Genomic DNA, 12133 nt, shown 5'->3' on the forward strand with positions numbered 1-12133 from the left:
TTCGCTGCGGGCGGCGATCAGGGATCTCCCGACGCGGTACCTTCCGCGGGCCGTGCCCGCCCGTCGCTGCCGATGGTCCAGCCGGGATTGTGCGCAACCTCCCAGGCGTATCCATCCGGATCGCGGAAATACCCGGAGTATCCGCCCCAGAACACCTCCTGCGGCGGCTTCAGAATCTCGGCCCCCGCGGCCCGAAGTGTCTCGAAAACGGCATCCACCTCGGCAGGGCTGTTCGTGTTGTAGGCCAGCGTCATCCCCCGGAACGCCGGCAGAGGACGTTCGAAAGGCAGCGCCGCGTCCTCCGCAAGCGCCTCCTCGCCATATAGAGAAAGGAAATAACCGCCGAGGTCGTAGAAAACGATATGGCCCATGTCATTTGACGGCGTCCAACCAAGCACGCCGGAATAAAACTCTCGCGCCACAGCCACGTCGCGCACTCCCAATCCGATCATCGTCAATCGTTGCTCCATCGCCGCGCCTCTCTCGTTTCCTCGTTGCTTCTGTAGACTCGCAAGATGCCCCGCCGCGCTGGCCAGGTCAGCGAAAAACATCGTCCCGCGCGCTTTCTGCTGACACGGTTTAACACTAAGCTGGTGCGACTTGCTGATGGAAACGCGCCTTGCCCTACGAATGGATACCGAACGACACCGGCGACGGCGCGCAACCCTTGCGCGAGGCCCATCTTTGGCCGCACCGTTCTCTGCCCAAGCGCGGGTTTGCCGGTTTCATAGCCGGCACCTTCGTGTTGCTTCTTTTCCCACTCTACCCCGCTATCGGCTCCCCCGTGCTCTGGGGGCTCCTGCCGTTTCTCATGGGTACGCTCGCGCTTCTCTACTGGGCAATCCAGCGCAGCTACCGCGATGGCGAGGTGCTGGAAGAACTGCGCATCTGGCCGGACCGCATCCTGCTTGAACGACACAGCCGCCACGAAGCAACGCAATCCTGGGAAGCCAACCCCCATTGGGTCGAGGTGACGCTGCATGAAAAAGGCGGGCCGGTAGCGAACTACGTCACTCTCCGCGGCGCCGGGAGAGAGGTGGAAATCGGTGCCTTTCTCAGCGACGATGAGCGCGTTGACCTTTACAACGATCTGTCGCGATATCTGCCACTGAGGGGGTGAGCAGATGGCTCAGGTACCGGCGACACCGAAGACGCAGCGCGCGGTTCGGCGGCTGTTGGCCGCGACGGCAGGACCGCGCTGGACGTTCGATCATTGCGACTTGCAGCCGTCCGAACAAGAGGCCCTGGAACGGCGGGTGAATGCGCGTACCGGGCCCATCGCGGAGCCCGCGGTCGTGTTTCTCCTGCCGCTCGTCAGCCGTGCTCATGTGGGAAACTGGCACGATGTCGAAGCTCGGCTTGCGGATACCATCGCCAGTTTTCGCGGTCAGACCTCTGACAAGTGGATCGCAGTGGTTTGCGGGCAGGATGAACCGTCGGGCATCGGGTTCGACTCTCAAGTCCGATTCCTGCCTTTCACACAGAGGGTCGACGGGAACGACAAGTGGGCGAAGCTGGAAGTGCTTTGCCACCACCTGCCGCAACTGGGGGTAAGCGCGGGCTATGCGATGACTTTTGACGCCGATGACCTGCTGAATCGCCGGGCCGTAGAGGAAATGGTGAGACGGCGCGAGCCGAACGGGTATCTGGTGACCCGTGGTCTCGTGCTGGACGCCAGAACCCGCAAGATCGGCCTCTGCGCCCCGCAAAGCCTGCTCGCACCCGGGCGCAAGGCGTTCTGGAAGATGTGCGGGAGTTGTGCCGCCTTTCGCTTCGACCTTTCCGAAGAGCCTCATCGCGATGCAGAATACCTTGCCGCGGTAACCGCCCACGAGCACCGCATGTTTCCCTATCTCGCGGCATTGGCAGGCCGGCCACTCAGCCCGCTCCGGCAGGAGGCGGTCATGTATATCGTGAACCACGGCGAGAACTTCGGCGTGCGCCGTGGTCGCGTGGGTTTCAAGACGCGCTATGTCGGCCGTTTCCCAGTGACCGACGATGCAATGCTGGCTCGCATAGAGACAGATTTCCCCATGGCGTGAGGGCGCACCTGCTGAACAGCATGTGCGAGAATAACCCGCCTCTACTTCGGAATACGCTCAGAACAGGCTCCCCTGCTCCGGGCTGCGCGGCTTGCCGCGCGCGCCACGCCCGCCCCCGCCGATTTTCAACCGTCCGTCCTGGAACTGTATCTCAAGCGCGCTTGCCGCTTCGGCCGCGGCCCGCGTCGTCAGAACCTGTCCATCGCCCCGCACCACGGCGAACCCGCGTTTCAATGTTTCCTCGTAGTTCAGGGACTGCAGGATGCGGTCTATGGAGTCGAGCTTGCGGCGGCGCCGATCTTCCTGCGCCTGCGCAGCAACGACGAAGCGATCCGACAGAGAGACAAGCCTGCGCTTCTCTCGCGCAATATCACGCCGGACCGGCAACGGGGAGACAATCCGGGCGGAGCGCTCGAAACGCGCGCGCGCGCGCTCAACCGGGCGGCCGAGCGCAGGCCCGAGTCGCGCATGTCTGGCCGCAAGTTGTTCCCCGATGCGTACCAGCCGGCCGGTTAGCAATTGCGGTCGCAGCAAAGCGGCGCTGTGGGCGAACCGTGGCCTGCGTGCCTGCACACCGGAACGGAGTGCCGCGGGCAGGCGAATAGCGGCGTGATCGAACCGCTGCCGCGCGCTCGCCAACAACGCGTCGCTTCGCGGCAAGGCCCGGCCAAGGTCGCGGAGCCGTTCGCGGCGTCGTGCCATGCCGCGTGCGACCGCAGCGGCCATCCGCGCACCCTGCCCTTCCACCTGCGCCAGAAGGTCGAGCCGCACCGGAACCGCGATTTCCGCCGCCGCCGTGGGCGTCGGTGCGCGGCGGTCCGACACGAAGTCGATGAGCGTGGTGTCCGTCTCGTGCCCCACGGCCGAGATCAGCGGGATCTGCGACGCGGCAGCCGCGCGCGCGACGATCTCCTCGTTGAACCCCCAGAGATCCTCGATGGAGCCTCCGCCGCGCGCCACGATCAGCACATCGGGGCGCGGTACCGCCCCGCCGGGTGAAAGCCGGTTGAAGCCCTCGATGGCCGCCGCCACCTGCGGCGCGCAATCGCGCCCCTGCACCGCCACCGGCCAGACAAGAACCTTGCGCGGGAACCTGTCGCGCAGCCTGTGCAGGATGTCGCGGATCACCGCGCCGGATGGAGACGTCACGACGCCGACAACCTCCGGCAGGAACGGCAGCGGCCGCTTGCGCGCGGCATCGAAGAGTCCCTCGGCCTCCAGCTGCTTCTTGCGTTTCTCCAGCATCGCCATCAGCGCACCGGCACCGGCCGGCTCTACCTGGTCAACGTTGAGTTGGTACTTCGACTGGCTGCCAAAGGTGGTCAGGCGGCCCGAGGCGACGACCTCCATGCCTTCCTCGGGAATCACCGCCAGTGCCGAAAGCTGCCCCTTCCAACTCACGGATGCCAGCACCGAGCGGTCGTCCTTGATATCGAAGTAGAGGTGCCCGGAGCGTGCCTTGAACACGCGGCCCACCTCGCCGCGCACACGAATGCGGCCGAATGCCCCTTCCAACGTCTTCTTCACAGCGCCCGAAATCTCGGAAACCGTGTACTCGGGTGCGTTATTGCCCGGGCCCGGGGCGTCGAAACCATCGTCCAGAAGATCGTTCATCCGTCTACCGCTACCTGTTCATCGTGCTCCGGATACGGGATGCCCCGCTGGTCCGTCTCGTCGGGGATCGTATCGAGGACCGCGTGGCCTCCGCAATGCCGGGATTGCGCCAAGCAACGAGGTTGCAAGGTCAGGCTGGGGCATCAAGCGTTCTTGCTGTGACCCGAGCCATTGGCTATCGGGAGCGCGCAGCAACAAGAGAGCGCCATGAATATCCTGATCCTCGGCGGCGGCGGCCGCGAACATGCCCTTGCCTGGGCGATCCTGCAGAATCCGAAATGTGACCGGCTCATCGTGGCGCCCGGCAACGCCGGGATCGCGCAGATCGCCGAATGCGCGCAGTTCGATATCTGCGACGGCGGCGCGGTGGTGGAATTCGCTGAAGCCGAAGCGATCGATTTCGTCGTGGTGGGCCCCGAGGCGCCGCTGGCCGCGGGTGTTGCCGATCGCTTGGCCGAAGCGGGCATCCCGGTTTTCGGCCCGTCGGCAGGGGCCGCACGGTTGGAATCCTCGAAACGCTTCACCAAGGAAATCTGCGATGCGGCAGGCGCGCCAACCGCCGCCTGGGCGCGGTTCGATGCGGTGGACCCCGCACGCGCCTATATCCGTGAACAAGGTGCGCCCATCGTGGTCAAGGCCGACGGGCTGGCCGCCGGCAAGGGTGTGATCGTGGCAATGACGGAAGCAGAGGCGCTCGCTGCGGTGGAGGATATCCTCGGCGGCGCCTTCGGATCTGCCGGGGCCGAGGTGGTGATCGAAGAGTTCATGGACGGCGAAGAGGCGAGCTTCTTCGTGCTCTGCGATGGCGAGACCGTGCTGCCGGTGGGTACGGCGCAGGACCACAAGCGCGTCGGCGAGGGCGACACCGGCCCGAATACCGGCGGCATGGGCGCCTATTCACCCGCCCCGATCATGACACCCTCCGTAACCGAAGCGGCGCTCGAACAGATCGTCAAACCGACCATGGCGGAAATGGCGAAGCGCGGCACGCCCTATCGCGGCGTTCTCTATGCCGGATTGATGATCAAGGACGGCAAACCGCGGCTTGTGGAATATAACGTTCGGTTCGGCGATCCGGAGTGCCAGGCGCTGATGCTCCGGCTGGGCGCCCAGGCCCTCGACCTGATGCTGGCCGCCGCCGAGGGACGGCTGGACGAGCGCCATGTGAACTGGGCAGAGGATTTCGCGATGACCGTGGTCCTCGCGGCGCAAGGCTATCCCGGCACCTACGAAAAGGGCACAATCATCGGCGGTCTGGAGGATATGCCCGAAACGAGTTGGGAGATGATGTTTCACGCCGGCACATCGGAATCCGACGGCCACGTGACGGCAACCGGTGGCCGCGTGCTCAACGCCACCGCACGCGGCCGAACCTTGCAAGAGGCACGCGACAGGGCCTACGCAATGGCTGAAGCCGTGGACTGGCCGGACGGTTTCTACCGGCGCGACATCGGGTGGCGGGCGCTCGAATAGACCAACCGGGCGCACTCCCGCCCGTCTTCGGTGCCCGCCGGCACCTCATCCCGTTGGGCCGGGCGCGCGCTGCGCGCGCGTGGGCGTCTCGTTGGCACATGTGTTCTTCAACAACCGAGTGAGGAAGTGACCGGCAGCGCAGAACCTCCGGATTCCACCGGCTAGGCCCCGCTCATGTCCCGCGTATTGGCATCCTTCAACAACCGCCCGTGCTGGCGAACGGCGGCGATGACTTCGCCGAAGGTGCGATAGCCGCGCCCCTCCAGCATCGGAATCATCATCTCCAGCGCTGCGGCTGTGGCGATCGTATCTCCCATCGCCGTGTGCCGCGCCTCCGCCGGAATAACGATGCCGAGCCGCTCGGTCAGCGCATCGAGCGTGTGCGTCTCGGATTGCCCGAAGACGACCGCCGAGAGCAGCACCGTATCGAGAACGGGATGATCGAACCGTTTGCCGATCCCCTCTTCGTGACGGCGCAGGAATTCCAGGTCGAACGGCGCATTGTGCGCGACAAGCACTGCATCATGTGCGAAGGCATGGAAACGGCGCCCCACCGTGGCAATTGTCGGCGCGCCGGCGACCATCTCGTTGGTCACGTGATGGACCTCCGTCGCCGAGGCGGGAATCGGTCGTTCCGGATTGACCAGGCTCTCGAATTCTTCACCCGGAATCCGCTTGCCTCCGAGAAGTCGCAACGCCGCAATCTGCACGATCTCGTCGCCGGAAGACGGCAGGAGACCTGTCGTCTCGGTATCGAAAACAACGCAGGTCAACTCTCGCAGCGGTGTCTGGGCCAATTCCCCGGTTGGTTCGCGATCCATCAGGTCGAAATCATAGACGGCCGACCGGCGAACGGCCGATTGCGCGGACTCCGCCTTGCGAGCGACAGGGAGAGGCAGACGCAAAAGGTTGCGGCCAACGGCGCCCGGCTCGGGCCACGCTTCCGTAGCATGGGCGGCCAGTACGGTCCGGCCGGTAACATTTGCCAGCCCCACCTCTAGCGCGACGTCCAGCCAGCCATCCAGAAGCCCGATCTGCAAAACCTCACCCTGCCAACCGAGCGTTACCAGCGCGCTGCCATCCGCCTCCTCGGCGATCCGTAACGAAAGCGCCGTCGCGCCGATGACATTGACCAGCCGTTCGCTGAGATGCGTCAACAGCGCGACCATCTGGAAGGCGTCACAGCGGAGCAACAGTGGCTCCGCCTCGCCCGTCACATTGATCCCGCCCCGGGCGCTCACGACCCTGACGCTTTCCACCAGTTCACCGGCCCTGATCTCCTCCATCGGCCACCATCCGCCCCGGGCGCTGTCATAGCGGTTGCCCAACTCGGTGATCGCGTGAGTCAATGTCGAGACTTCGCCGAGCAGCGCGGTGCGGCCGTTGGAGCCTGGCTCCACAGCGCCGGAATCGAGCACCGTCTGGAGGTTTGCCGCCGGGCGCCGCACCCTGTCGAAGATCTCGTCCAACAGTGCTTCGCGGTCGGCATGGAGCGCCAGGTCGGACGTCACGTCCCGCAGTGTCAGGACGTAGCCCGGCGCTTCGGCGCTGCGCTGCGGAAGGTTGACGAGGCGCATCCGCCCAGCCAGCACCTGGCCCGTCTGCGTAGTGGCGCAGAGCAGACTGCTCGCCGCATCGGCGTCCGAACTCTGGTCAAGTCGACGATAGGCGTTTTCCAGCGGTCCCATCTGCAGATAATCGCCGATCGACCGGTCGAGCCCGGCCGACACTTCACCGGACAGGATTTCCTGAGCATGGGCATTGTAGAAAACAATCTGGTGATCGGCCGAGCAAAGCAGCACGCCCGCAGGGACATCCGCAAGCAGCGCCTGCAGGCGCGCATTCTCCACCGCCAGACGCGTGGTTTCCCGCTCGACCGCTTCAGCCAGCGCGTTCTTCGTCTCGGCAAGGCTGCCGGTGATCGCCTTCGCCGCGGGCGCCAGATCGCCGAGATAGCGCGCAGGCGCATGATCGAGTTCTTCGGCAATGTCGGCGTGGGCACGCGCACGAATCCCGCCCGCAAGTTTCTGGATCGCCTTCGCGACGTTCTCGTCGAACAGGAACCAAACCCAGACGACCAGCGCGAGAATGGCGGATCCCGCCACGAGACCGGCAAGGACGAAGCCGGATTCGAGCCCGGCTTCCGGTACGCGCCGATAGCCCAGCCAAAGCCCCGCGACCAGCGATGCCAGGCCGCCGATAGCCACCAGCGCGAAGAACAGAAAGACCCTCAGGCGAAGGCTCAGTTTTCGCGCGAGCCACTCATGCATCGCTGGATTCCGTTTCACCGGACAGCAGCGCGCGGCTTCGCTCAATCAGCGCCGACAGGTCGAACGGCTTGGCGATGAACCCGTTGGCACCAAGCGCCAGACCCTTTCGCCGTTCCATCGCGTTGCCCCGCGCGGTCATGATCAAGATCTTCACCTCTGCAAGTTCCGGCTCGAGCCGCACGGCCTGACACACTTCGTATCCCGACATTCCGGGTAACATAACGTCGAGTAACACCAGATCGGGCCGTTCGTCGCGGATCGCTTGCAGGCCGGACTCGCCATCGGCGACGCGTGTCACCTCGAGGCCGTCGCGCCGTAGCACGTGCTCCAGGGCCAGCGCGATATTGTCCTCGTCCTCGACGATCAGAATGCGGGCGGATTGATCGCTAGCCATGATACTCAAGCCTCCTTGCAAACGATGTTTATTGCCGCGTCGTCTGGATCAACCGGCCCCCACTCTGCATCGACCACGACACCGGAATCATCGATTTTGACGGTATCGAAGAGCGGAGCCATGCGGGTGCGCTCGCAATCGTAAACCACCGGGACCATCTGGGGCTGCGCCCATCGGTCGAAGAGCAGCAACTCGGCACGCCTTTGTTCGGGTGCAGCATCACTTGCGACGATGGAGGCTCGGTCGATCGCAGAGAAGCGGTCAATCACCGGATAGGCGTAGGTCCATGGGCGCCAGACGCCACGCGCTTCGTGTGTGAAGGCGACTTCGACACCCTCGGGAAACCGGTCCGTCGTTCGAGAGAACCACGTGTATTCCATGAAGATCGCAAATGCGATAATCGCCGACCCCGCAGCAATTGGCATCGCCCATCGCGGCAATCGTCCGCCCGTGACCGAGTTGAGGATCATGACGACGCCGGCGCCAAGTGCGCCCGCGGTTATGGCGGCAATCAATTCAAAGAACATGGCCCCTCCCCGGCACATGACGCCGCGCTAAGTCGCACGGCGATTTCCGTTCGGTCAGCTCAACATTCCTTTTCCCTGGCCCACGGCCGATTGCATCGTGCGGACCACGACAAAGGCGTCGCGCAAGTGGCTGCGTTCCAGATCGCTCAGATCCGAAGGCGGCATGAAGTTATCCGGCTTGCGGCCGGCGCGGATCTCCTCCGCCTGACGTTTCAGGCGTGTCTCGGCTATCAGGTCGTAGGCATCGAGCAGATCGTGGGCGCCGGATTGCGAGATCGTCCCATTCGCTTCGGCCGCTTCCAACCTTGCCCGTGTATTGACGTCGGTCAGCCCACCTTTCAGCGCATAGACCCGCCCAAGATCCACGACCGGCACCACACCGTTCATCTTCATGTCCAGCTCGTTCTTGTGCTCGCCCGAGCGCACCGTCGCAAAGCCCCGAAACAAGCCCAACGGTGGTGTGTGTTTGAGCGAGTTCGCGATCATGTGGCTTACGAAGATGGAGTTCCGTCCTGCCTCCGCGAGCGTTTCCTCTTGCAGGTTCTCGAACAGGTGCGCCGCCCCGCCGATAGGCCGCAAGTCGAACATGACCGAAGCGAGCATCTGCGCTTCCGGGTCGGGCTTGTCGATCCAGCCGCGGAAGTATCGTCGCCAGACGGCAACCGGCTGCCGCCAGCGCGGATTGGTCGCCATCATGTCTCCCGGGCAGTAGAAATAGCCACACGTGTCCAAACCATCAGAGACAAACTTGGCCAGCTTCTCGAAATAGACCGCATCGCCGCCGCTCGCATCGTCGTCAATGATCAGGCAATTGTCCTGATCCGACACACCTGTCTGCTCCTGCCGGCCCTGCGAGCCACAGGCGAGCCACAGATAGTCGACCGGCGGCGACCCGAATTCCTTCTCGGCAAGCACCAGCAGACGGCGCGTCACCGCGTCGGCAATATCTGTGACAAGCCGGGTTACGACCTCGTGCCGGTTGCCGGCGCCAACAAGCTGAGCCAGAAGACTCGGCAGGCGGGCGGTGACAGCGGCCATTTCCTTCGCGGTGGCGGCATCGGCAATTTCCTGAACCATCGACGCAGAGGTGACCGCCTGAAACCGGGTCAGGTCAGTTTGAGTGAGAATGCCGACCAAACGGTTGCCCTCGGTGACCGTGACATGCCCGACCTTGCGTTCCAGCATCATGTTGAGCAGGTCGGATCCGAGCGCGGACGGCGGCAGGCTGGCGGGATCGGCCGTCATGATCTCTCGAACCGGCGTATCCCCGGCAAGCCCGGACGCCACCGCCTTGGTTGCCATGTCGCGCAGCGTCACAATGCCAACGAGCTTGTCTTTCTCCTCGGTCACGGCAAGGCAGGACACGCGCGTATCACGCATCATGCCGGCAGCGGCCTGGATCGCAGTGTCCGGCGCCACGCTGATCGGATTTTGCGCCATCAGATCACCGACCCTTTGGGTTGCGAGTTCTCCGCGCCGTTCGCGTGCCGGACTACGCCCGCGATCGAAAAATCGTGCGAAGCTGCGCGAGCTTCCGACAAGTTCCTGAAACGTCGCGATGGGCAGAACCAGAAGACGCGTTTCCTCGACTGCCCGGGCATTGGTCAGCGCACGCCCCTCCCGAACCAGCCCGCGCTCTCCGAAGGAGTTGCGCCCGTGCAGGATCGAAACCGGAGCATCGTTCTCGTCGGTGATTTCGACGGTACCGTGTTCGATCAAGAACAGGCCGTCGAGCGTGTCTCCTACCGAGTAGATCTGCTGACCGGCATCCGCCGTCCGCGCGACGAAAACCCCTGAAATCCGAAAGAGTGTTTCCCGGTCGAGGCTGTCATAGGGATGAACATGTTCGATAAACCGCAGAATGCGTGTTTCCGGATCGAGCGTCGGTTCTGTCATCGTCGCACCATGCGTAGACGGCTTCCTGAAAATCAAAAAGGCGCGCCCCCTTGGGAGAAGGGACGCGCCGATATCCGGCGCGGGCGGGACAGTTTGAGCTGTCCGCCCGCGCGTCGTCAGATCCCGTTAGTGATCTGCAGCGGCGGCCCCGGCACCGCGCGGAACGCGGACGCTTTCGACCAGGTCCTGGATTTCCTGCGGCGGCTCCTCGGTCGCGTTGGAAACGAAGTAGGCCGTGGCGAAGTTCAGCAGGGCCCCGACAGCACCGAAGGACGTCGACTTGATGCTGAGCAACAGCGGATCGCTATCATCGAAGCTGTTGGTGCCGGGGATGAAGAACCATCCCTTGTGCAGGAAGATATAGACCAGCGTCACGATCAGACCGACCAGCATACCTGCCACGGCGCCCTTGTTGTTGATGCGCTTCGAGAAGATGCCCATCATCAGCGCCGGGAAGATCGACGCAGCAGCCAGACCGAAGGCGAGCGCAACCGTCTGGGCGGCAAAGCCCGGCGGGTTGAGGCCCAGGTATGTCGCGACCGCGATGGCCACGGCCATGGCGATACGAGCCGACATCAACTCACCCGCTTCCGACATGTTCGGGGTCAGTTGACCCTTCAGAAGGTCGTGGGAGACGGCCGAGGAGATCGCGAGCAGCAGGCCGGCAGCGGTCGAAAGCGCAGCGGCGAGACCACCGGCAGCGACGAGCGCGATCACCCAGCCCGGCAGGTTGGCGATTTCCGGGTTGGCCAGCACGAGAATGTCGCGGTTGAAGTTGGTCAGCTCATTTTCCGAGCCCAGACCGGCGGCTTCCATTGCGGCAACCTTTTCGGCGTTGTTCTCGTTGAAGTAGGCGATTTTTCCGTCGCCGTTCTTGTCTTCCCAGCCAAGAAGACCAGTCTTCTGCCAAGTCGCCATCCACGCGTATTTCTCGTCGGTTTCCATCATCTCGACGGAAACCGGCTCACTGTCCGCGCCATTCGGCCACATCAGTTCAGAGATATTCAGGCGAGCCATCGCTCCAACGGCAGGGGCCGTCAGGTACAGCAACGCGATGAACACCAACGTCCAACCAGCAGACCAACGGGCCGACGAAACGGTGGGAACGGTGAAAAAGCGCATGATGACGTGCGGCAAGCCAGCCGTACCGATCATCAGCGACAAGGTGAACAGAACCATGTTCAGCGTGTCGGCGTGGTGCGCGGTGTACTCGGCGAAGCCCAGTTCGGTAACGATCTGGTCGAGCTTGGCAAGAAGCGGTTCACCGGAGGCGGCGTGGTCGCCGAAGAGGCCAATCGCCGGGATCGGGTTACCGGTGAGCTGCAGCGAGATAAAGATAGCCGGAATGGTGTAGGCAACGATCAGAACGCAGTACTGGGCCACCTGGGTGTAGGTAACGCCCTTCATGCCGCCGAAAACGGCATAGGCGAAAACCACACACGCGCCGATCAGCAGACCGGTGGTATTGTCGACTTCGAGGAAGCGGCCAAAGGCGACACCGACACCGGTCATCTGGCCGATCACGTAAGTGGTCGACGCGACGATCAGGCAGATCACGGCCACCATGCGGGCGGTCGGGCTGTAGAAGCGGTCGCCGATGAATTCCGACACGGTGAACTTGCCGAACTTGCGCAGGTAAGGCGCGAGCATCAGCGCGAGCAGCACGTAACCGCCCGTCCAGCCCATGAGGAAGGTTGAGTTGTCGTAGCCGGTAAAGGCGATGAGGCCGGCCATCGAGATGAAGGAGGCAGCCGACATCCAGTCAGCGCCGGTGGCCATGCCGTTGACGACGGGGTGAACCCCGCGGCCGGCAGCATAGAATTCAGACGTGGAGCCCGCGCGGGCCCAGATCGCGATACCGATGTAGAGCGCGAAGCTCGCACCGATAAAGATCCAGTTGAGTACAAACTGATCCAT

10 protein-coding genes are annotated in these 12133 nt (G+C 63.8%); 3 read left to right on the top strand and 7 right to left on the bottom strand.

Annotated features, from left to right (window positions below; all coding sequences use genetic code 11):
* Positions 1-17 precede the first annotated feature (17 nt).
* A complete protein-coding gene (locus tag ARC39_RS09515; protein ID WP_068113593.1) occupies positions 18-470 on the bottom strand; it encodes a VOC family protein in 453 nt (150 codons plus the stop codon).
* Between the two features lie 149 nt (positions 471-619).
* On the opposite strand from ARC39_RS09515, the gene ARC39_RS09520 reads away from it, so the two are divergent.
* Both ARC39_RS09520 and ARC39_RS09525 read left to right on the top strand, forming a co-directional pair.
* Positions 620-1120, top strand: a complete 501-nt coding sequence (locus tag ARC39_RS09520) for a DUF2244 domain-containing protein (RefSeq protein ID WP_068113596.1) — start codon at positions 620-622, stop codon at positions 1118-1120.
* Positions 1121-1124: 4 nt separating this feature from the next.
* Positions 1125-2042 carry a hypothetical protein gene (locus ARC39_RS09525; RefSeq protein ID WP_068113600.1) on the top strand — a complete coding sequence of 306 codons (918 nt, stop codon included), beginning with the start codon at positions 1125-1127 and terminating at the stop codon, positions 2040-2042.
* 57 nt (positions 2043-2099) lie between these two features.
* Here ARC39_RS09525 and xseA read toward each other — a convergent pair whose 3' ends face one another.
* A complete protein-coding gene (xseA, locus tag ARC39_RS09530; protein ID WP_068113603.1) occupies positions 2100-3656 on the bottom strand; it encodes an exodeoxyribonuclease VII large subunit in 1557 nt (518 codons plus the stop codon).
* A gap of 207 nt (positions 3657-3863) precedes the next feature.
* On the opposite strand from xseA, the gene purD reads away from it, so the two are divergent.
* Positions 3864-5129, top strand: coding sequence for a phosphoribosylamine--glycine ligase (purD, locus tag ARC39_RS09535; RefSeq protein WP_068113606.1), 1266 nt, complete (start codon positions 3864-3866; stop codon positions 5127-5129).
* 161 nt (positions 5130-5290) lie between these two features.
* On the opposite strand, the gene ARC39_RS09540 is transcribed toward purD, so the two are convergent.
* The 5 genes from ARC39_RS09540 to ARC39_RS09560 form a co-directional block, all read right to left on the bottom strand.
* Positions 5291-7399: a 3'-5' exonuclease gene (locus ARC39_RS09540; protein WP_068113614.1), complete on the bottom strand. Its 2109-nt coding sequence runs from the start codon at positions 7397-7399 to the stop codon at positions 5291-5293.
* On the bottom strand, positions 7392-7793 hold the full coding sequence (locus ARC39_RS09545) for a response regulator transcription factor (protein ID WP_068113616.1): 402 nt from the start codon (positions 7791-7793) through the stop codon (positions 7392-7394). Before ARC39_RS09545 ends, ARC39_RS09540 begins: the two co-directional genes overlap by 8 nt.
* 5 nt (positions 7794-7798) lie before the next feature.
* Positions 7799-8320, bottom strand: coding sequence for a hypothetical protein (locus ARC39_RS09550; RefSeq protein WP_068113618.1), 522 nt, complete (start codon positions 8318-8320; stop codon positions 7799-7801).
* 54 nt (positions 8321-8374) lie between these two features.
* Entirely contained in the window at positions 8375-10216 is a 1842-nt protein-coding gene (locus ARC39_RS09555) for a DUF294 nucleotidyltransferase-like domain-containing protein (protein WP_068113621.1), read from the bottom strand.
* Between the two features lie 126 nt (positions 10217-10342).
* Positions 10343-12133, bottom strand: a complete 1791-nt coding sequence (locus ARC39_RS09560; RefSeq protein ID WP_068113623.1) for a sodium:solute symporter family protein — start codon at positions 12131-12133, stop codon at positions 10343-10345.

The sequence above is a fragment of the Tropicimonas marinistellae genome (assembly GCF_001509585.1).
GTDB lineage: Bacteria > Pseudomonadota > Alphaproteobacteria > Rhodobacterales > Rhodobacteraceae > Tropicimonas > Tropicimonas marinistellae.

What these genes read in the sequence shown, in the direction of transcription:
- ARC39_RS09515 (WP_068113593.1), bottom strand. Translation starts at nt 470, where the DNA reads ATGGAGCAACGATTGACGATGATCGGATTGGGAGTGCGCGACGTGGCT.
- ARC39_RS09525 (WP_068113600.1), top strand. Translation starts at nt 1,125, where the DNA reads ATGGCTCAGGTACCGGCGACACCGAAGACGCAGCGCGCGGTTCGGCGG.
- xseA (WP_068113603.1), bottom strand. Translation starts at nt 3,656, where the DNA reads ATGAACGATCTTCTGGACGATGGTTTCGACGCCCCGGGCCCGGGCAAT.
- purD (WP_068113606.1), top strand. Translation starts at nt 3,864, where the DNA reads ATGAATATCCTGATCCTCGGCGGCGGCGGCCGCGAACATGCCCTTGCC.
- ARC39_RS09540 (WP_068113614.1), bottom strand. Translation starts at nt 7,399, where the DNA reads ATGCATGAGTGGCTCGCGCGAAAACTGAGCCTTCGCCTGAGGGTCTTT.
- ARC39_RS09545 (WP_068113616.1), bottom strand. Translation starts at nt 7,793, where the DNA reads ATGGCTAGCGATCAATCCGCCCGCATTCTGATCGTCGAGGACGAGGAC.
- ARC39_RS09550 (WP_068113618.1), bottom strand. Translation starts at nt 8,320, where the DNA reads ATGTTCTTTGAATTGATTGCCGCCATAACCGCGGGCGCACTTGGCGCC.
- ARC39_RS09555 (WP_068113621.1), bottom strand. Translation starts at nt 10,216, where the DNA reads ATGACAGAACCGACGCTCGATCCGGAAACACGCATTCTGCGGTTTATC.
- ARC39_RS09560 (WP_068113623.1), bottom strand. Translation starts at nt 12,133, where the DNA reads ATGGATCAGTTTGTACTCAACTGGATCTTTATCGGTGCGAGCTTCGCG.